Genomic DNA, 17,845 nt, shown 5'->3' with positions numbered 1-17,845 from the left:
TTCGGAACTTGCGGGGGTTATCTTTTCAAATGAACGGCTTGCTGACGAAGCGCATTAATCGCGCACTGGTCCTGACTCTGCTTGCTTCGGCAGCTGCGGCGCCTGCGCTGGCGCAAGTGGCGCCCGCGGTTGCACCGGCTCAAGCCGGGCAGCCGCAAGCCGCGCCCGCACCGGCGCCGTTGCCGCCGGTGATCTGGGATCTCGTCAGCGCGACAGACCTGCTCAACTATATTCGCCAGGTCGGGGCCGAAGGCCTCAATCCTGCAGATTATCAACCCGAGGCTCTGGCTGCCGCGATCGCGGCGCGCGACCCAATGGCGGTGTCCGCAGCAGCGACCGAGCGGTTCAACAAATTGTCCTCCGACCTTGCGCTCGGCCACGTGAAGAAGGCCGGACGCGTGCAATGGTTCGTGGTCGACAAGGACCTCGACGCCGAGCGCCAGGACGCGTTGCTGCGTGCCGCGGTGGCGCGCCGGGACATTGCCGGAGCATTGAACGGCCTGCTGCCGACTCACCCTCAATATGCCGCGCTGAAGGCGGCGCTTGCGGCGACGCCCGCTGGGGAAACGGCGAAGCGGGACCGGATCCGGCTGAACCTCGATCGCTGGCGCTGGCTGCCGCGCGACCTGGGTTCGAAGTACATCATCGTCAACGTGCCGGGCTTCCACGCGACGCTGGTCGAGAATGGCGTCAACCGATGGAAGCAGCGGGCGATTGCCGGGTCGGTGAAGACGCCGACGCCGCAGCTTTCGGCCATGGCGACCGGCGTCATGCTCAACCCGTGGTGGGAAGTGCCGCCGAGCATCACCAGGGAAGTGGCCGGCAAGGCCGGCTATGTCGCGGTCAAGGGCAAAGACGGCAAGGTTCAACGCTGGCGCCAGCCGCCGGGGCCGTCGAACGCGCTCGGGCAGATGAAGTTCGTGATGTACAATCCGCACAACATCTATTTGCACGACACCAATGCGCGGAGCCGGTTTAGCAGTCGCATGCGTGCGCTCAGCCACGGCTGCATCCGCACCCAGAACATCCATGACCTGGCGGCGGAACTTGGGGGCGACGACGGCGGCGAATGGACCCGCGAGAAGATCGACGCGCAGCTTGCGACGGGCAAGACCAAGCAGGCCGACTTCGTGAAGCCGGTGCCGGTCTATATCGTTTACTTCACCACCGCCGGGCTCAACGACGGACGGATGGTCGACTATGCCGACCTGTACGGCCGCGACGGCAAGGCGCTCGCGGCGCTGAAGACGAGGGACGGCGGCGCCATTACAGGCAAGCCGGCAACGCAGGTCGCAAGCAAATAAGAAAAAGCCCCGGCGGTGACGCCGGGGCTTTTTTATTGCGGGGAGCGACTAACCCTTAAGCGAGCTTATCCGCGTAGATCATGCGGCCGCCGGCGATCTTGCGCATCACCTTCCACTGGTCCTCGCGGCTGAACGCGAAGCAGCCCTGGCTGCGGCCGAGCTTGCCGTGGGCGGCGAGCACTTCCGGCTCGGCATACCAGGCGTTGTGGATGACGATGGCGCGCGGCTCGGCGTTGTTGTTGGTCCAGTCGAGGCCGTGCGTCTTCATCGAGAGGCCGTACTTGCCCTGATAATATTCGCCGGTCGTGTAGGTGCCGTTCGAGCTCGCGTACGAACCGAACTCGTTCGAGAAGCGCTCGACTTGGCCGCAGTGACGCGGATCGGAGCCCGAACCGTGCGCGACGCGGAAGCTTTCGACTTCGCCCGAGCGCAGGTCGACCACGTGGAAGCGCGGTTCGCTTGACGGCAGCGAGAAATCGACGACGCCCATCCAGTCGCGGGCGCGGATGCGGTGCTGGTCGAGCGCGGCCTTGGCGCGGGCGAACAGGTGCGGGTTGATTCCGCCCGGTGCGGTCAGCGCCTGCGGCTGCGCCGGAACCGGCGGCAGGGGCGCCGAACCGGCGGGCTGTCCCGGCATCACGAGGCCCGGAAGGACCTGCGAGCCGGCGGCCGACGAGAGGATGAGTCCAGCGGCGCCAGCGGCACCCAGACGCAACATTTCTCTCCGGTCAAAAGTCATCCATTTCCCTCCGCTCTTGGACGACTGATATAACAATCAAAGGGTTAATCGCCGATAACCCTTGCGACTTTGTTGCGCGGCCCATCGCCCTGACCCCACGATTCATCGCATGATGGTGCCGTCGATCGCGGGTTGAAGCGAAAGCGCGACGCTGCTAATGGCCCGAGCCCGCCTCCCGAGGAACTGTCTCCGGAGGCCGCTATCTATTGCACAGAAGGGTTGTGACGAGAGTTTATGCAGATCATCGTTCGCGACAATAATGTCGAGCAGGCGCTGCGCGCGCTCAAGAAGAAGCTGCAGCGCGAGGGCGTCTACCGCGAGATGAAGCTGCGCCGTCACTACGAGAAGCCGTCGGAAAAGCGCGCTCGTGAGCGTGCCGCCGCGATTCGCCGCGCCCGCAAGCTCGAGCGCAAGCGCGTCGAGCGCGAGAGCGCGCGCTAAGCATCCGCGCTTAAGCCAAGTGTCCGTCGCCGAAGCCGCCCATCGCCCCGCGAATCGCGGGAGGACGATCGGACTGTGGCTGGCGTTCCTGCTGGTCATCGGCGCGGGAGTCGCGCTTGCGTGGCTTGGCGCGCATTCGGTCCGTCAGCGCACGGTGCAGGTCGAGACGCTCCAGGCCGGCCGCGGCCCGAACGTCCAGGCGCAGGACGGCGTCCTGATCGAATATGAAGGCCGCCTGCCGGACGGCAAGGTCTTCGAATCGACCATGGGCAAGGGTCCGGTGCCGCTTCTTCCCAGCCAGGTGATGCCCGGCTTCGCCGACGCGCTGATGCGGATGCAGGAAGGCGGAAGCTACAAGATCCACATTCCGGCGAAGCTCGCCTATGGCGCGAACCCGCCGCCGGGTGCGCCGATCCCGCCGAATTCCGACCTCGATTTCGACGTCAAGGTCGTGAAGGTCGTTCCCAACGCCGCGCTGATGCAAGGCGGCGGCGGCGGTCCCCAGCCGCAGCAATAAGCCGCGCCGGCGCTAGGGCGCCGCTGCGACGACTTCCTGTTCCTCATTCTCTTCCGCCGCATGTTTGCGGCTGAGGTCCACCAGCACGACCTTCAGGGTCGCAAGGATCGGGTCCGCGAACAGGACGCCGAGGATCCCGAACAGCGCGCCCATCAGCAGCTGCATCGCCAGCACGACCGCAGGAGCGAGATCGACGGTGCGCCGGGCGATGTATGGCACGACCAGATAGCCGTCGATGTTTTGGACGAAGAAGTAGACGAAGATGGCGTAGATGCCTTCGTGCGGCCCGGCGCTGAAGCCAACCGCGACCATCAATATGCCAGACGTGATCGCGCCGATGTTCGGAATGAACGCGAGCACGCCGGTGACGAGCCCGAGCAGCGCCGCCATTGGGATCGGGTCGAGCCCGAACAGCTGGCTGACATAGGCCAGCATGAACCAGGTGAAGACGCCTTCGAAGATCATGCCGACGAGCCGGCCGAAAAGGAGCCGGCGGATGGTGAAGGCGACATGGTCGGCAACCCGATAGAAGGCCGCGCGGTGCCGCAGAGGCATCATCCAGGCGATCCCGCGGTCGTAGATGCGCGGCTCGGCGGCGAGGAAGATACCGATCACGATCATCAACAGCACGCTCGTCAGCGCGCCGACGGCGCTTCCGAGCGCGCTGGTGAGCCGTCCGACGGAGCCGAGCAGCTGGGTGCCGAGCTCGCCCGGCGGGCCCTTCGGCATCAAACCGAGCGACGCGGCAAAGTCGATCAGGCGGTTGAACTGGACCGTCAGCACCGCGCGCAGCGCTTCGAACTGCGCCGCGATGGTGGTGCCGGCAAAATAGAAAACCCAGCCGATGAACCCGAAGCCGAGCAGGATGACCAGCATCAGCCGCCACCCGCGCGGGATCGGCAGGACTCGCTTCAGCAGGCGCGCACCGCCATCGAGAAGCACGGCGAAAATGATGCCGCCGACAATCAGCAGCAGCGACTGGGCGAGAAAAATGATGCCGGCGATCGCCAGCGCCATGCCGAACCACACGGCGGCGCGGCGCATCTCGCGGCGGACGACGGGGTCGCGGAACTCCGCCGGACCGGGACGCTCGATATGCGCCTCGGTGGTCGGCGGCTCCTGCGCCATCAGCCCCGCGCCGCCATCAATTATTCCGGAGCGAGGTGCCGGCGCGGCCTGACCGCAGCGCCTTGATCCAGCTCACCGGGTTCCACCACTCGGAAGTCCCGTCGAGCGAGAAGGTGATGAATTCGGCGCGGCCGCCGATATTCTCCCACGGGACCGGCCCGCCCAGCCCGCCGCGCCAGGTCTCGACGCGGCTGTCGGCGCTGTCGTCACGGTTGTCGCCCATCAGCCAGACGTGGCCGGCCGGCACGGTGATCGGCCCGAAATTGTCCTCGGGCGAGCGGCCTAGCTCCACCGTTTCGTAGGAACGGCCGTTCGGCAACGTCTCGCGCACCACGGGCACTCGGCAATAATCCTTGCCGCCTGGTCCGCGGACCCGGAAGTCGTACAGCGCCGGATCGCGGTCGGATCCGCAGGGCGAGTTGACGTCGACCGGGATGAGGCGCGGCTTCAGCAGCTGGCGCTGCACCAGCTGGTTGTTCAGATAGAGCTGCCCGTCGACCATCCGAATGGTATCGCCGGGCAAGCCGATCACTCGTTTGATGTAATCGGTGCGGGTGCCGGGCGGAGTGACGATGACGATGTCGCCGCGTTTGGGTAGGCTACCGAGCACGCGGCCCTTCATCGGCGGAAGAATGTGGAAGCTCGGGGACACCCAGGACCAGCCGTAGGGATATTTGGTGACCACCAGACGATCGCCGGTCAGCAGGCCGGGCATCATCGATTCTGACGGAATGTAGAAGGGCTTGGCGACGAAGCTGTGGAAGGCGAGGACGGCGAGCAGCACCCACAGCAGGCCCTTGACCTCCCGCCACAATGCCGAGCCCTTGCCCTCTTTCTTTTCGACCGGCGGCGCCTCTGCTTCAGTCGCCTCGGGAACAGTATCGCTCAACAATCAGGGCTCCAGCTTTCGGGCTTCCAGGATCACGAAGGCCTGCGCCCAGGGATAATCGTCGGTCATCGTCAGGTGAATGTCGATGGCGTGGCCTTCCGGCGCAAGGGCGTCAAGCCGAGCGCGGGCGCCACCGGTGAGCTGTAGCGTCGGTGCGCCTGACGGCAGATTAACGACGCCAATGTCCTTCATGTAGACGCCGCGCTTGAACCCGGTGCCGACGGCCTTCGAAAAGGCTTCCTTGGCGGCGAAGCGCTTGGCGAGGGTTCCGGCGATGGTGTGCGGGCGCGACGCCGCCTTGCGTTGCTCGAGGTCGGTGAAGACGCGCTGCAGGAACCGATCGCCGAACCGCGCCAGCGAGTTCTCGATCCGCTCGATGTTGCAGAGGTCGGAGCCGAGGCCGACAATCATCGCGCTTCATCCATCAGGGCACGCATACGCCGGACGCTGTGATCGAGGCCGGTGAAAATCGCCTCGCCGATCAGGAAATGGCCGATGTTGAGCTCGGCGACCTGCGCGATCGCGGCGACCGGGATGACATTGTCGAACGTCAGGCCGTGGCCGGCGTGCGGCTCGATGCCGTTCTTCGTCGCAAGCGCCGCGCAATCGGCGATGCGCTTGAGCTCGGCCGCGCGCTCCTCGCCTTGTGTATGGGCGTAGCGCCCGGTGTGGAATTCGACGACCGGTGCGCCGAGCAGGACGGCGGCGGCGACCTGCGCTTCGGTCGGTTCGATGAAGAGGCTGACGCGGATGCCGGCAGCGCCGAGCTTGTCGACGAACGGAGCCAAGGCGTCCTGCTGGCCGACGGCGTCGAGGCCGCCTTCGGTGGTGCGCTCCTGGCGCCGCTCCGGCACGATGCAGGCGGCGTGCGGCCGGTGGCGGAGCGCGATGTCGAGCATTTCCTCGGTCGCGGCCATCTCTAGGTTCAGGGGCAGGTCGATCTCGGCGGTCAGCCGGTCAATGTCCTGGTCAGTGATGTGGCGGCGGTCTTCGCGAAGGTGGGCAGTGATGCCATCCGCCCCGGCTCCAGCGGCGAGCATCGCAGCGCGGACGGGATCCGGATGGTCGCCGCCGCGCGCGTTCCGGATCGTCGCGACATGGTCGATATTGACGCCCAGGCGGAGACGGTTGCTCACGCTGCCGCGCGGCTACCCGGCTTGACGGCCGGGATCGCGGCAAGCTCCGCGGGCACCGCCTCGGGTTCATAGGTCGGCACGTCGATGCGGATCAGCGGGTGGAAATCGACGCCGAGGTCCGCAGTGCCGCCAGACCTGTCGACGAGGCTCGCTTCGGCAAGCACTTCGGCTCCCGTCGCGCGGACGGCTGCAATTGCCTCGCGCGACGACAGGCCGGTGGTGACCACGTCTTCGACCATCAGGACCTTGGTGCCGGGATCGAGCCGAAAGCCGCGGCGAAGCTCGAACACGCCTTGTGGGCGCTCGAGGAACATCGCCGGCCGGCCGAGCGCGCGACCCATCTCATGGCCGATGATCACGCCGCCCATGGCTGGGGAGACCACCGCCTCAACCTGGACGCGGAGGGCGGTGGGCAGCCGGCTTGCAAGTTCTGTCGCCAGGCGCTCGGCCCGTGCCGGGTCCATCAGCACGCGTGCGCATTGCAGGTAGCGGGGGCTTCGCAGTCCGGACGAGAGAATGAAGTGCCCTTCGAGGAGGGCGTCGGCGGCGCGGAACTCGGCAAGGATGTCGTCGTCGCTCATCATGTCGGCACCGCCATTAGGCCGCCCAAGCACCCCCATCAACCGCGCTCACCTGGACCTTCGATCAGGCGCTTGAGGCTGTGCGATGCCGCGCCTATAGGAGGCGCAATCCCGGAGCGCCGCTCGCGTGCTTTTCGGATTTCAAGTTTGTCTGGGGTGGTAATGAAACGGATTGGATGGGCGGTCGCTTTGGCCGCGGCCTGGCTTACACCTGCAGCGGCGCAAGCCCCGGCCAGCAACCGGCCAGCTGCCGAAACGACGGCCGATACGCCCCCGGGCACCCCCGCCGCCGCGCAGCCGAACAATGCGCCGCCCGCAGGCTTCGCCCAGAATCCGGTCACGCCCGATCCGGCGACCGCACCGGCCACGGGTCAGGCCGTGGGTCAGCCGGCGACGGCTCCGTTCGCTTACACCCAGACCCCCGCGTCCAAGGAGCTCGGCGTGCCGATTGCAGGCCGCAAGGGCATCCAGGAGCAGGTGACGCCGATCGGCAAGGAAGCCGCGACCTTCCACAATGTCTGGCTTCTGACGCTCTGCGCCGCGATGAGCATCCTCGTCCTCGCGCTGCTGCTTTGGGCGATCATCCGCTTCCGCCGCGGCGCCAATCCGGTGCCGTCGCGCAATTCGCACAACACGACGATCGAGGTGATCTGGACGCTCGTCCCGGTGCTGGTGCTCGTCGCCATCGCCATTCCGTCGATCCGGCTGCTTCGCCACCAATATACGCCGCCGCCCGCCGACCTGACGGTCAAGGTGACCGGCCACCAATGGTATTGGTCCTACGAGCTGCCTGACCATGGCGTGTCGTTCGACAGCTACATGCTGAAGGAAGGCAACGACCCGACCCGCCAGGCGAACCAGCGCCCGCGCACCGACGCCGACGGGCCGCCGCTCCTCGCCGTCGACAATCGGCTGGTGATCCCGGCCGGCAAGGTCGTGAAGTTCATCGTCACCGCCGACGACGTGATCCACAGCTTCGCAGTCCCGGCTTTCTGGGTGAAGCAGGACGCCAACCCCGGCCAGCTGCATGAGACCTGGGCCAAGGTCGACAGGCCGGGCGTCTATTTCGGCCAGTGCTCAGAGCTTTGCGGCGCCCGCCACGCCTATATGCCGATCGCCGTTGAGGTCGTGCCTGAAGCGCAGTTCGCCGCTTGGGTCGGATCGAAGGGCGGCAAGATGCCGGGTGCCAAGCCGGTCGCTGCGGCTGCCCGCACCGGCGGCACGGACACCGACAACATCACGATGCCGCCGGCGACTCCGGGCACGACGAACGCCAATCCCGCGCCCGCGCCGAACAATCCCGACGTCGCAAACCGTCAGAACCAGTAAGAGCCCGTCATGAGCACCACCGCCGATTCACTGCATCTCCAGCCGCACGAGGCGCATGACGCGCATCATGATGCGGATCACAAGCCGGGCTTCTTCACCCGCTGGTTCATGTCGACGAACCACAAGGACATCGGCACGCTCTATTTGATCTTCGCGATCGTCGCGGGAATCATCGGCGGCGGCATTTCCGGCATCATGCGTTGGGAGCTGATGGAACCAGGCATCCAAGTGCTCAACCAGGCCTGGCCGCTTGGCCCGGGCACCGCGAGCTTCGATGAGTGGACTCACCACTGGAACGTGCTGATCACCGCGCACGGCCTGATCATGGTCTTCTTCATGGTCATGCCGGCGATGATCGGCGGCTTCGGCAACTGGTTCGTGCCGCTGATGATCGGCGCGCCGGACATGGCCTTCCCGCGGATGAACAACATCAGCTTCTGGCTGCTGATCCCGGCATTCGCCTTGCTTCTCGGCTCGACCTTCGTTTCGGGCGGCACCGGGCTTGGCGCCGGCACCGGCTGGACCGTCTATGCGCCTCTGTCGACGAGCGGCTCACAAGGCCCGGCCGTCGACATGGCCATCTTCTCGCTCCACCTTGCGGGCGCCAGCTCGATCCTCGGGGCGATCAACTTCATCACCACCATCTTCAACATGCGCGCGCCGGGCATGACCCTGCACAAAATGCCGCTGTTCGTATGGTCGGTGCTGGTCACCGCCTTCCTGCTGCTGCTGTCGCTTCCGGTGCTTGCCGGCGCGATCACCATGCTGCTCACCGACCGCAACTTCCAGACCGCCTTCTTCGACGCGTCGGGCGGCGGCAATGTGGTGCTCTACCAGCACCTCTTCTGGTTCTTCGGGCACCCCGAAGTGTACATCATGATCCTGCCGGGCTTCGGCATGATCAGCCAGATCGTCGCGACGTTCAGCCGCAAGCCGGTGTTCGGCTATCTCGGCATGGCCTACGCCATGGTCGCGATCGGCGTCATCGGCTTCGTCGTCTGGGCCCACCACATGTTCACCACCGGCATGAGCGTCGATGTGAAGATGTACTTCACGGCGGCGACGATGATCATCGCCGTTCCGACCGGCGTGAAGATCTTCAGCTGGATCGCGACCATGTGGGGCGGCTCGATCACCTTCGAAACGCCGATGCTGTGGGCGATCGGCTTCATCTTCCTGTTCACCGTGGGCGGCGTCACCGGCGTCGTCCTCGCGAACGGCGGTGTCGATAATTACATGCACGACACCTATTATGTGGTCGCTCACTTCCACTATGTGCTGAGCCTCGGCGCGGTGTTCGCGATCTTCGGCGGCTTCTACTACTGGTTCCCGAAGATGAGCGGGAAGATGTACAATGAGTTCCTCGGGAAGCTGCACTTCTTCCTGATGTTCGTCGGCGTGAACGTGGTCTTCTTCCCGATGCACTTCCTCGGGCTGGACGGCATGCCGCGGCGTATCCCGGACTACACGCCGGCATTCGCCGAATGGAACTATGTCGCAACGGTCGGCTACATGATCACCATCGCCGGTGTCGCGGTATTCTTCGTCAATCTCGCCTGGTCGCTCGCGGCCGGCAAGAAGGCGCCTGGCAACCCGTGGGGCGAAGGTGCGACGACGCTGGAATGGACGCTGTCCAGCCCGCCGCCGTTCCACCAATTCTCGACCCTTCCGCGGATCGACTAGTCACGGACGGAGTCCTGCGCGCGGGACTCCGTTTCGCTGCTGTGGTAGATGGCCGCTGTCTCAGGACAGGGGAGCATCGCTATGAAGCAGTTCGTGATCGAGCGTGAAATGCCGGGAGTCGGTGGCCTTGGAGCGGAGGAGCTCAAAGGCGCCTCGCAAAAATCATGTGCGGTCTTGCACGACCTCGGTCCCGACGTTCAGTGGGTCCACAGCTACGTCACGGACGACAAGATCTATTGCGTCTACCGTGCCGAGAACGCGGACCTGATACGCCAGCATGCGGACACCGCCGGCTTTCCGGCGAACAAGGTGTCGGAAGTACGCGCGACGATCGACCCGACGACCGCCGGATAGTTACTTCACCCGCGAAACCTTGATGATCTTGACCTTCGGGTCGAGCATCTGGCCGCGCATCACGCCCTCGCCGAGCGTCGGCGAGGTAGGCGAGGCGAGGATGGTCTTCACCACGTCCATTCCCTCGACCACGTGCCCGAAGGCGGCAAAGCCCGCGTCGGTAGCCGTTGCGTCGAGCGACGGCATGTCGCTGGCGAGGATGAAGAAGTCGGCCTGAGCGGTGGCGGGACCGCCGTTCGCCATGGAGATGGCACCGGCGACGTTGCGTAGCCCCGTCTCGGACGTCGGCTCATGCTTGATCTTGGGGTAGAGCTTGCTCGCGCTGCTGCGGATGCCGCCCTGGATCAGGCCGCCGTCCTCGACCTTCATCGCCCGGTAGAAGCTCTCTCCGTCGAAGCGCTGGGCATCGACATAGCGCAGGAAGTTGGCGGTGGTCGCCGGTGCGCGCGTCTTGTCGAGGGCGACGACAATGCGGCCCGCGCTCGTCTCGATCGCGACCGGGACGAGTTCCGGCGCCGTCGCCTGAGCAAAGGTGGCGGTGGAGATGCCGGCAAGAAGCGCGGCGGCAAGGATTCGCATCGTCATTCCCGCCACATAGCAAAGCACGGATGAACGCCGCCATAGTGCTTCGAGCGGGGCTTTTCCGCTTACCGCCAAGCCCTTATAGGCAGCGCATGCCCACCGCCCAGGTGACTCAGCCAGCCGCGCTGCCTGCCGACTGGCGCGACATCGTCGCGCTGACCAAGCCGCGCGTCATGTATCTGGTCGTGTTCACCGGCCTGTGCGGGCTGCTGGCAGCGCCGGCGATGCCGCCTGCCGTGCTCGGCTTCACCGCCATCCTGTGCATCGCGCTCGGCGCCGGCGCCTGCGGCGCGCTCAACCAATGGTACGAAGTCGAGGTCGATTCGAAGATGCGGCGCACGGCCAAGCGCCCGCTTCCCGGCGGCCGGATGGACCGGCAGGTCGCGCTTCACTTCGGCGTGGGCCTCGGCGCCTTTTCGGTGCTGCTGATGGGGATTGCCACCAACTGGCTGGCCGCTGCTCTCCTCGCCGCGTCGATCCTCTTCTACGTGCTCATCTACACCGTCTGGCTGAAGCCGCGCACCGCGCAGAACATCGTCATCGGCGGCGCCGCTGGAGCCTTCCCGCCGCTGATCGGCTGGGTCGCCGCGACGGGCGAGATGAACGCGCTACCGCTCCTGCTGTTCGCGATTATCTTCCTGTGGACGCCGCCGCATTTCTGGGCGCTGTCGCTGTTCGTCCGGTCGGATTATGCCGCCGCGGGCATTCCGATGCTGCCGGTCGTTGCCGGGGTGCCGAGCACGCGCCGCCAGATCTTCATCTACAGCTTGCCGATGGCGGCAGCGGCCGTCGCGCCCTGGCCGCTCGGCCTGACGGGGCGCGCGTACGGTGTCTCGGCGATCGTCCTCAGCGCCGTCTTCCTGGTTCTTGCGGCGCGCGTGCTGGTCAACCGCGCCACCGAGCCTGCGCAGATGGCGCCCGAGAAGAAGCTGTTCGCTTATTCGGTATTCTACCTCTTCGCCTTGTTCGCCGTCCTCGTCGCGGATCGGTGGATCGCCGCATGAGCTTCGACCAGCGCGAATACCAGAAGCGCCAGCGGGACCGGGCGCGGATCATGGCGCTGCTCCTCGGCGCGTTCGTGATCCTGCTTTTCTTCATCACCATCGCCAAGACGGGGATCAACTGGTGACCGCCATTGCCGTCAAGGACCGCAACAGCCGGACCTTGCTCTACCTGCTGGGCATCGTTGCACTGATGGTCGGCGTCGTCGCCGCGAGCCCCACGCTATACCGCATCTTCTGCGAAGCGACGGGGCTGAACGGCACGACACAGCGCGCGGAGCGTGCACCCGGCGCCGTCGCCGGCGAGGTGAAGGTTCAGTTCGACGCCAACGTTCACCCCGGCCTGCCGTGGACGTTCGAGCCGAAGCAGACGTCGGTGAGCGTCGCGCCGGGCGCCCAGACGACGGTCTACTATCGCGCCAAGAACCTCAGCGCGCGGGCCATCAAGGGCCAGGCGATCCACAATGTATCGCCGGATACGGCCGGCAAATATTTCAACAAGATCGAATGCTTCTGCTTCACCGAGCAGACGCTCCAGCCGGGGCAGGAGGTCGACATGCCGGTCGTCTTCTTCGTCGATCCGGCGATGAAGGACGATCCGGACGCCAAGAACGTCCACGAGATCACGCTGAGCTACACCTTTTATCCTGTGGAAACTGTCAAAGCCTCTCGCTAGAGGCGCTACAAAGAGAACGAGGGGAACCCCAGCGCATGGCCGCGAGCAAGAACCACGATTATCATCTGGTAGAGCCGGATCCCTGGCCGCTGATCGGCGCCATGTCGGGCGGCATCCTGTTCACCGGGCTCGTCATGTGGTGGCACGAGAACCGCTTTGGGCCGGTGGTGTTCGGCCTCGGACTGCTCGGCGTGCTCGTCACCATGTTCAGCTGGTGGAAGAATACGATCAACGAGGCGCACGAGGGCTATCACACGCCGGTGGTGCAGCTTCACCTGCGCTACGGCATGATCCTGTTCATCGCTTCTGAAGTGATGTTCTTCCTCGCCTGGTTCTGGGCCTTCTTCGACGCGTCGCTGTTCCCGTCCGCGGCCGAATCCGTGGGCAGCCAGTGGCCGCCCAAGGGCATCGAAGTGCTCGACCCGTGGGGCTTCCCGCTGCTCAATACCCTGATCCTGCTGTGCTCCGGCACGACCGTTACCTGGGCGCACCACTCGCTGATCCACGGCGACCGCAAGGGGTTGAAGCTCGGCCTGCTGCTGACGATCGCGCTCGGCCTGGTCTTCACCTTCGTTCAGGGCTGGGAATATGCCCACGCGCCATTCCCGTTCAAGAACAGCATCTACGGCTCGACCTTTTTCATGGCGACCGGCTTCCACGGCTTCCACGTCATCGTCGGCACCATCTTCCTGATCGTCTGCTACCTTCGCGCACGCGGCGGCGACTTCACGCCGCGCCAGCACTTCGGGTTCGAAGCGGCGGCCTGGTACTGGCACTTCGTCGACGTGGTGTGGCTGTTCCTGTTCACCACCATCTACATCTGGGGCGGCTGGGGCGCGCCGGTCCACGGCTAAGGATCGGCGTGGCTGAACCTTCCGCCGGCAAAGCGGCGCTTAAGGGCGACTGCCCGCGCTGCGGGGCGCATACGCTGTTTCGCGGATGGGTGAGCTTCGCGCCGAAGTGCCGCAGCTGTGGGCTCGACTATGACAGCTTCAACGTCGGAGACGGTCCGGCGGCGTTCCTGATCTTCATCGTCGGGACGATCACCGTCGTCGGCGCGCTGGTGGTGGACGGCGCCTTCTCGCCCCGTTGGTGGGTCCACCTCGTTTGGATTCCGGTTGCAGCTGGGCTGACCGTCGGCGGGCTGCGCGTCGGAAAGGCGTGGCTGCTGGCGCAGGAATACAAGCATCGGGCGCGCGAAGGGCGGATTGCCCCGTGACCCGTCGCTTCCCGGTCATCGCGACGATCTTCGTCGCCGCAGCCGTCGCGGTGATGATCGCGCTCGGCATCTGGCAATTGAAGCGGGCCGGCGAAAAGGACCGCCTCATCGCCCGCTACCAGGCGGCGGAAAACATGCCGCCGATCGCCTGGCCGGCGACGCCGCTGCGGGAGGACCAGCTGCCGCTGTTCCGGCACGCGACCGGCTTGTGCCCGCGCGTGGTCGCGAAGCGCGCGGTGGCCGGCGCGAACATGGCCGGAGAGCCGGGCTACGCCCATATCGTCGAGTGCGCACCGACCAGCCCCGGGCCGGTCATGACCGTGGACCTGGGCTGGTCGAAGAACCCCAATGCACGTTTCGATTGGCCCGGTGGCCTCGTCAGCGGGGTGATCGCACCGGATCGCAAGAACGGCATCCGTCTGGTCGCGGCAGGCGCGCCGGCGGGGTTGCAGCCGAGCGCCCAACCGTCGCTCGCCACCATTCCGAACAACCACCGCTCATATGCCGTGCAGTGGTTCGCTTTCGCCGCCATTGCGCTCGTCATCTTCCTGCTTGCCGTGCGGGGACGCCGCACCGCGGAGCGCCGGCCGTGAGCGCCGAAATGCACGTGCTGGCGAACGGCATGAAGGTCGCGGTCGACCCGATGCCAGGCGCGCAGTCGGTCGCCCTTGGCGTCTACGCGATGGTCGGCTCTCGTTCCGAACCGGAGCATTTGTCGGGCCTGGCCCATGTCGTCGAGCATATGGTGTTCAAGGGCGCGGGGGAGCGCGACACGCGGCAGATCGCCGAAGCGATCGAGGATGTCGGGGGGGTCATCAACGCCTGGACCGCGCGCGACCAGACGGTCTTCTACGGCCGCACGCTGGCGAAGGATGTCGACCTGCTCGCCGGGCTGATTGCCGACTTCCTGCGCGCGCCGCACCTTCAGGACGACGATCTCGAGCGCGAGAAGGCGGTTATCCTTTCGGAACTCGGCGAGGCTGTCGACGCGCCGGACGACCTGGTCCACGATCATCTGTTCGAAGCGGCGTTCTCGGGACAGCCGATCGGCCGCTCCGTGCTCGGCACGGCGGAAAGCATCAGGTCGATCAGCACCGACGATTGCCGAGGGTGGATCCGCGATGAACTGATCCCGTCGCGGCTGATCCTGTCGGCCAGCGGCAAGGTCGACCCGGATCATGTGCTCAACCTCGCGGAAAGGCTGTTCGGCGACATGGCCGACTGGCCCGGCGTGCCGATCGGCCGCGCCGAGTTCACCGGCGGCATCCGCAACGACCAGCGGGAGTTCGAGCAGGCCCACTGGTGCCTTGGGCTTCCCGGCTTCGCCGCCGCCGACCCGCGGCTGCCCGCGCTGTCGCTGTTCGTGCAGGCGCTTGGGGGCGGCATGTCGTCGCGCCTGTTCCAGGAACTGCGCGAGGAGCGCGGCCTCGCTTACTCGGTCAGCGCCTGGCACCAGGCCTATGCCGACACTGGCATCGTTGCGCTGAGCTGCGCCGCGGACCGCGGGCGCGCCGTCGAATCGATGCATCTTGCCCGCCAGGTGCTCGCCGGCGCCGTGGAAAGCCTCGCCGAAGACGAGCTCAACCGCGCCCGGGCGCAACTCGAGGCCGGGCTGCTGATGAGCCTCGAAGGCGCGCAGGGCCGTGCCGATCACATGGCGCGCTCCATCGAAGTCTTCGGGCGCATCGTGCCGCTTGACGAGTTGCTCGGCGAACTCCGTTCGGTCGACGTCACTGCCGCCCGCGACGCTGGACGCGCGCTCCTCGACGGTCGTGTGGCGGTGTCATCGGTGGGGACGCAGCTCGCGGTTGCCGCGTGACGCAGCTGACGACCATCGTCGCCGAGCGCTGGCCCGATTGGGCGCTGATCGACTGCGGTAATGGCCAGAAGCTCGAGCGCTATGGCGACGTGCAGGTCGTCCGGCCCGAGCCGCAGGCGATGTGGGCGCCGGCACGGGACGACTGGGATCCAGACGCGACCTTCGTCCCCGGCTCCGATGAGGAGGGCGGCGGGCGCTGGGTCCAGCACCGGGCGGTGCCGCGCGAATGGCCGCTGACGCGCGGCGACGTACGTTTTGCCGCCTCGCTGACGCCGTTCCGCCACCTCGGCTTCTTCCCGGACATGGCACCGCAATGGGACTGGATGCGCGATCGCTCGAGGGACGCGGAAGTACTCAACCTGTTCGGCTACACGGGCGTCGGAACGCTGCAGCTGAGCGAGGCTGGGGCGCGGACGGTCCATGTCGACGCGTCGAAGAAGTCGGTCGAGCAGGGCAAGGCCAATGCGCAGCTGTCCGGGTTCGCCGACAAGCCGATCCGCTGGATTGTCGACGACGCGACCAAGTTCACCGCGCGCGAAGTGCGGCGGGGGCGGCGATACGACGGAATCCTGCTCGACCCGCCGAAGTTCGGCCGCGGCCCGACTGGCGAAGTGTGGCGGCTGGAGGAGGATTTGGCGCCGCTGCTCGCCGACTGCCGCAAGCTGCTGGACGAGAACAGCCGCTTCCTGGTGCTGACCGTTTACGCGGTGCGCATGTCGGCGCTGTCGATCGGCGAGCTGGTCAGCCAGCTGTTCGGCGATCTGGGGGGCAAGGTCGACCTTGGCGAGATGGCGGTGCGCGAGGAAGCGCGGGGGTTGCTCCTGCCCACCGCCATTTTTGCCCGCTGGTCTAGGTCCTAGAAGCGCGGATCGCGGCGCCGGCAACGAAGGGAGCCGCAGCCGTCAGCAGCAGCGATACGGCCCCCTCGAGGAGGAGCGCCTCGGCTGCGCCGAAAATCAGCAGCGGCACCGCGAGCGGGAGGAGGAGCAAGCCTGCAAGCGCGCCTGCCCGCGGCAGGCCGGCCGTCACCGCCGCGACGGCAACCGCGAGTGCGGCGAGCCCGGGCGTGCCGATCAGGAGCGCGATTTCGGTGCGGAGCAGCGTCTCGCCGTCGATCGCCAGGAGGGCTGAAGCGGGGACAGCGGCGATCAGCAGCAGCGGAGCGAAGGCGAGCCAGTGAGCGGCGATCTTGGCGAAGGCGACCGTCTCCTCGGCCATGCCGTGGAGCGTGAGTTGGTCGAGGATCCCATCCGCACGGTCGGGCTCGACGAGGCGCTCGATGGGCAAGAGCGCCGCAGTGAGCGCCGCGATCCAGAGAATGCCGGGACCGATCCGGGCGAGCAACCGGGCGTCCGGGCCGACGGCGAACGGGATGAGCGCGGCGACGAGCAGGAAGAAGGCGATCGGCAGCCATGCACCGCCGGCAAAGGCGCGGCGCAGGTCGCGGGCGATCAGCGCCCCGATCATGCGCCCAGCTCCAGGCGCCGCCAGTCACCGGCGAGCGGCTGGTGCGAGGCGGCGAGCACCGCACCGCCGCCGGCGCGATGCGCAGCGACGACTTGTCCCAGGCGCTCGACACCGTCGGCGTCCAGCGCGTTCAGCGGCTCGTCGAGCAGCCACAAAGGCGCGCCGGACGCGGCAACGCGGGCGAGCGAAGCGCGCTTCAGCTGGCCGGACGACAGAAGCCGCACCGGAACGGGGGCAAGATGGCCGATCCCGAGCTGGTCCAGCGCCGTGCTGACGTCGGCGCCCCAGAAGCGGAGCGCGGATTGAAGCGGCAGCTCACGATCGAGTGCTGCATGATCGTCGGACAGCGCCAGCGGGCTGCGTTCGACTGTGCCGCCCGCGGCGTTCAGCAGGCCGGCGGCGAGACGGATCAGGCTCGATTTTCCGGTGCCGTTCGGGCCCGCGAGCTGCAGCGCTTCCCCCGGCGCAAGTGCAAAGCTCAGATTTTCGAACAGAAGGCGCCCGCCGCGCACGAGCGCGACGTCCTGGAAGCGCAGCAGCGCTGTCACTCCGCCTCCTCCTCCAGCGCGTGCATGTCCTCGTCGGAAAAGCCGAAATGATGGCCGACTTCATGGATGACGATGTGTGAGACGAGAGCTTCGAGGCTGACGTCCGTCTCTTCCCACTCGAGCAGGATGGGGCGCGTGTAGAGCATGATCTGTTCGGGCAGGCGCCCCGAATCGCTGACGCTCTGCTCGTTTAGCGGGATGCCGTGATAGAGGCCGCTCAGCTCCATCGGATCGTCGAGACCGACGCTCCGCGCGGTCTCCACATCGGCCACGGGTTCGATCAGCAGGACGATATCGCCCAGGCTTTCGGAGAATGGCGACGGCAGTCGGTCGAGCGTGCGCCGGGCGATCGCCTCAATGTCGGCGGCGGTCGGCATGCGGCCGGAAAGGCGCTCCGAAGGCGTCATGCCGCTGGACTAGGGGCGCTCGTTA

24 protein-coding genes are annotated in these 17,845 nt (G+C 66.5%); 14 read left to right on the top strand and 10 right to left on the bottom strand.

Going from position 1 to position 17,845, the window contains the following annotated elements; translation table 11 throughout:
* The first annotated feature begins 29 nt into the window (after positions 1-29).
* Positions 30-1,304: a L,D-transpeptidase family protein gene (locus VIL42_04315; protein HEY8592073.1), complete on the top strand. Its 1,275-nt coding sequence runs from the start codon at positions 30-32 to the stop codon at positions 1,302-1,304.
* A gap of 55 nt (positions 1,305-1,359) precedes the next feature.
* Here the strand turns inward: VIL42_04315 and VIL42_04310 are convergent, their stop codons facing one another.
* Positions 1,360-2,022 (bottom strand): murein L,D-transpeptidase catalytic domain family protein, encoded by a 663-nt coding sequence (locus VIL42_04310; protein ID HEY8592072.1) that lies wholly within the window; start codon positions 2,020-2,022, stop codon positions 1,360-1,362.
* Between the two features lie 255 nt (positions 2,023-2,277).
* Here VIL42_04310 and rpsU point away from each other — a divergent pair, with 255 nt between their 5' ends.
* On the top strand, positions 2,278-2,484 hold the full coding sequence (rpsU, locus tag VIL42_04305; protein HEY8592071.1) for a 30S ribosomal protein S21: 207 nt from the start codon (positions 2,278-2,280) through the stop codon (positions 2,482-2,484).
* Positions 2,485-2,503: 19 nt separating this feature from the next.
* Positions 2,504-3,001, top strand: a complete 498-nt coding sequence (locus VIL42_04300; GenBank protein HEY8592070.1) for an FKBP-type peptidyl-prolyl cis-trans isomerase — start codon at positions 2,504-2,506, stop codon at positions 2,999-3,001.
* A 12-nt stretch (positions 3,002-3,013) separates the two neighbouring features.
* On the opposite strand, the gene VIL42_04295 is transcribed toward VIL42_04300, so the two are convergent.
* From VIL42_04295 to pyrE, 5 genes are all read right to left on the bottom strand, one after another.
* Positions 3,014-4,129, bottom strand: coding sequence for an AI-2E family transporter (locus VIL42_04295; GenBank protein ID HEY8592069.1), 1,116 nt, complete (start codon positions 4,127-4,129; stop codon positions 3,014-3,016).
* A gap of 16 nt (positions 4,130-4,145) precedes the next feature.
* Positions 4,146-4,943, bottom strand: a complete 798-nt coding sequence (lepB, locus tag VIL42_04290) for a signal peptidase I (GenBank protein HEY8592068.1) — start codon at positions 4,941-4,943, stop codon at positions 4,146-4,148.
* A 78-nt stretch (positions 4,944-5,021) separates the two neighbouring features.
* Positions 5,022-5,429, bottom strand: coding sequence for a holo-ACP synthase (gene acpS, locus VIL42_04285; GenBank protein ID HEY8592067.1), 408 nt, complete (start codon positions 5,427-5,429; stop codon positions 5,022-5,024).
* On the bottom strand, positions 5,426-6,154 hold the full coding sequence (locus tag VIL42_04280) for a pyridoxine 5'-phosphate synthase (protein HEY8592066.1): 729 nt from the start codon (positions 6,152-6,154) through the stop codon (positions 5,426-5,428). Before VIL42_04280 ends, acpS begins: the two co-directional genes overlap by 4 nt.
* Complete coding sequence (pyrE, locus tag VIL42_04275) at positions 6,151-6,735, bottom strand: orotate phosphoribosyltransferase (protein HEY8592065.1); 585 nt, start codon at positions 6,733-6,735, stop codon at positions 6,151-6,153. Before pyrE ends, VIL42_04280 begins: the two co-directional genes overlap by 4 nt.
* A gap of 162 nt (positions 6,736-6,897) precedes the next feature.
* Between pyrE and coxB the strand changes: the two genes are divergently transcribed.
* The 3 genes from coxB to VIL42_04260 all read left to right on the top strand — a co-directional run bounded on the left by coxB (position 6,898) and on the right by VIL42_04260 (position 10,101).
* Positions 6,898-8,064, top strand: coding sequence for a cytochrome c oxidase subunit II (gene coxB, locus VIL42_04270; protein ID HEY8592064.1), 1,167 nt, complete (start codon positions 6,898-6,900; stop codon positions 8,062-8,064).
* Positions 8,065-8,073: 9 nt separating this feature from the next.
* Positions 8,074-9,747 carry a cytochrome c oxidase subunit I gene (gene ctaD / locus VIL42_04265; GenBank protein ID HEY8592063.1) on the top strand — a complete coding sequence of 558 codons (1,674 nt, stop codon included), beginning with the start codon at positions 8,074-8,076 and terminating at the stop codon, positions 9,745-9,747.
* 81 nt (positions 9,748-9,828) lie between these two features.
* Positions 9,829-10,101, top strand: coding sequence for a DUF4242 domain-containing protein (locus VIL42_04260; protein HEY8592062.1), 273 nt, complete (start codon positions 9,829-9,831; stop codon positions 10,099-10,101).
* On the opposite strand, the gene VIL42_04255 is transcribed toward VIL42_04260, so the two are convergent.
* Entirely contained in the window at positions 10,102-10,686 is a 585-nt protein-coding gene (locus tag VIL42_04255) for a peptidylprolyl isomerase (GenBank protein ID HEY8592061.1), read from the bottom strand.
* Positions 10,687-10,775: 89 nt separating this feature from the next.
* Between VIL42_04255 and VIL42_04250 the strand changes: the two genes are divergently transcribed.
* Genes VIL42_04250 through VIL42_04215 form a run of 8 tightly spaced genes read left to right on the top strand, consistent with a single transcriptional unit; the run spans position 10,776 to position 16,258 of the window.
* Complete coding sequence (locus VIL42_04250) at positions 10,776-11,687, top strand: heme o synthase (protein HEY8592060.1); 912 nt, start codon at positions 10,776-10,778, stop codon at positions 11,685-11,687.
* Positions 11,684-11,812, top strand: a complete 129-nt coding sequence (locus tag VIL42_04245) for a hypothetical protein (GenBank protein ID HEY8592059.1) — start codon at positions 11,684-11,686, stop codon at positions 11,810-11,812. Before VIL42_04250 ends, VIL42_04245 begins: the two co-directional genes overlap by 4 nt.
* Entirely contained in the window at positions 11,809-12,360 is a 552-nt protein-coding gene (locus VIL42_04240; GenBank protein HEY8592058.1) for a cytochrome c oxidase assembly protein, read from the top strand. Before VIL42_04245 ends, VIL42_04240 begins: the two co-directional genes overlap by 4 nt.
* A 35-nt stretch (positions 12,361-12,395) precedes the next feature.
* Positions 12,396-13,214, top strand: coding sequence for a cytochrome c oxidase subunit 3 (locus tag VIL42_04235; GenBank protein HEY8592057.1), 819 nt, complete (start codon positions 12,396-12,398; stop codon positions 13,212-13,214).
* An 8-nt stretch (positions 13,215-13,222) separates the two neighbouring features.
* On the top strand, positions 13,223-13,579 hold the full coding sequence (locus VIL42_04230) for a DUF983 domain-containing protein (protein HEY8592056.1): 357 nt from the start codon (positions 13,223-13,225) through the stop codon (positions 13,577-13,579).
* On the top strand, positions 13,576-14,172 hold the full coding sequence (locus VIL42_04225; GenBank protein HEY8592055.1) for an SURF1 family protein: 597 nt from the start codon (positions 13,576-13,578) through the stop codon (positions 14,170-14,172). The genes VIL42_04230 and VIL42_04225 overlap by 4 nt, the downstream gene beginning before the upstream one ends.
* Positions 14,169-15,398, top strand: coding sequence for a pitrilysin family protein (locus VIL42_04220; protein ID HEY8592054.1), 1,230 nt, complete (start codon positions 14,169-14,171; stop codon positions 15,396-15,398). Before VIL42_04225 ends, VIL42_04220 begins: the two co-directional genes overlap by 4 nt.
* The gene (locus tag VIL42_04215; GenBank protein ID HEY8592053.1) at positions 15,395-16,258 is read left to right on the top strand and encodes a class I SAM-dependent methyltransferase; all 864 of its coding nucleotides are present in this window, start codon (positions 15,395-15,397) and stop codon (positions 16,256-16,258) included. The genes VIL42_04220 and VIL42_04215 overlap by 4 nt, the downstream gene beginning before the upstream one ends.
* Here VIL42_04215 and VIL42_04210 read toward each other — a convergent pair.
* From VIL42_04210 to VIL42_04200, 3 genes are read right to left on the bottom strand one after another with little or no spacing between them, the layout of a single operon-like run.
* Positions 16,248-16,865 carry a heme exporter protein CcmB gene (locus tag VIL42_04210; GenBank protein HEY8592052.1) on the bottom strand — a complete coding sequence of 206 codons (618 nt, stop codon included), beginning with the start codon at positions 16,863-16,865 and terminating at the stop codon, positions 16,248-16,250. The genes VIL42_04215 and VIL42_04210 overlap by 11 nt on opposite strands.
* Positions 16,862-17,413 (bottom strand): heme ABC exporter ATP-binding protein CcmA, encoded by a 552-nt coding sequence (gene ccmA, locus VIL42_04205; protein ID HEY8592051.1) that lies wholly within the window; start codon positions 17,411-17,413, stop codon positions 16,862-16,864. Before ccmA ends, VIL42_04210 begins: the two co-directional genes overlap by 4 nt.
* Positions 17,410-17,820, bottom strand: coding sequence for a metallopeptidase family protein (locus VIL42_04200; GenBank protein HEY8592050.1), 411 nt, complete (start codon positions 17,818-17,820; stop codon positions 17,410-17,412). The genes ccmA and VIL42_04200 overlap by 4 nt, the downstream gene beginning before the upstream one ends.
* Between the last annotated feature and the right edge of the window lie 25 nt (positions 17,821-17,845).

The organism is Sphingomicrobium sp. (genome assembly GCA_036563485.1).
GTDB lineage: Bacteria > Pseudomonadota > Alphaproteobacteria > Sphingomonadales > Sphingomonadaceae > Sphingomicrobium.
Note: the sequence above shows the minus strand (reverse complement) of the source record. Positions and strands in the feature narration are given on the sequence as shown.

Excerpts from the sequence above, each read along its gene's own strand:
- acpS (HEY8592067.1), bottom strand. The coding sequence starts at position 5,429 with ATGATTGTCGGCCTCGGCTCCGACCTCTGCAACATCGAGCGGATCGAG.
- VIL42_04295 (HEY8592069.1), bottom strand. The coding sequence starts at position 4,129 with ATGGCGCAGGAGCCGCCGACCACCGAGGCGCATATCGAGCGTCCCGGT.
- VIL42_04245 (HEY8592059.1), top strand. The coding sequence starts at position 11,684 with ATGAGCTTCGACCAGCGCGAATACCAGAAGCGCCAGCGGGACCGGGCG.
- VIL42_04210 (HEY8592052.1), bottom strand. The coding sequence starts at position 16,865 with ATGATCGGGGCGCTGATCGCCCGCGACCTGCGCCGCGCCTTTGCCGGC.
- VIL42_04310 (HEY8592072.1), bottom strand. The coding sequence starts at position 2,022 with ATGTTGCGTCTGGGTGCCGCTGGCGCCGCTGGACTCATCCTCTCGTCG.
- rpsU (HEY8592071.1), top strand. The coding sequence starts at position 2,278 with ATGCAGATCATCGTTCGCGACAATAATGTCGAGCAGGCGCTGCGCGCG.
- VIL42_04255 (HEY8592061.1), bottom strand. The coding sequence starts at position 10,686 with ATGACGATGCGAATCCTTGCCGCCGCGCTTCTTGCCGGCATCTCCACC.
- VIL42_04200 (HEY8592050.1), bottom strand. The coding sequence starts at position 17,820 with ATGACGCCTTCGGAGCGCCTTTCCGGCCGCATGCCGACCGCCGCCGAC.
- ctaD (HEY8592063.1), top strand. The coding sequence starts at position 8,074 with ATGAGCACCACCGCCGATTCACTGCATCTCCAGCCGCACGAGGCGCAT.
- VIL42_04260 (HEY8592062.1), top strand. The coding sequence starts at position 9,829 with ATGAAGCAGTTCGTGATCGAGCGTGAAATGCCGGGAGTCGGTGGCCTT.
- coxB (HEY8592064.1), top strand. The coding sequence starts at position 6,898 with ATGAAACGGATTGGATGGGCGGTCGCTTTGGCCGCGGCCTGGCTTACA.
- VIL42_04315 (HEY8592073.1), top strand. The coding sequence starts at position 30 with ATGAACGGCTTGCTGACGAAGCGCATTAATCGCGCACTGGTCCTGACT.
- VIL42_04235 (HEY8592057.1), top strand. The coding sequence starts at position 12,396 with ATGGCCGCGAGCAAGAACCACGATTATCATCTGGTAGAGCCGGATCCC.
- VIL42_04250 (HEY8592060.1), top strand. The coding sequence starts at position 10,776 with ATGCCCACCGCCCAGGTGACTCAGCCAGCCGCGCTGCCTGCCGACTGG.
- pyrE (HEY8592065.1), bottom strand. The coding sequence starts at position 6,735 with ATGAGCGACGACGACATCCTTGCCGAGTTCCGCGCCGCCGACGCCCTC.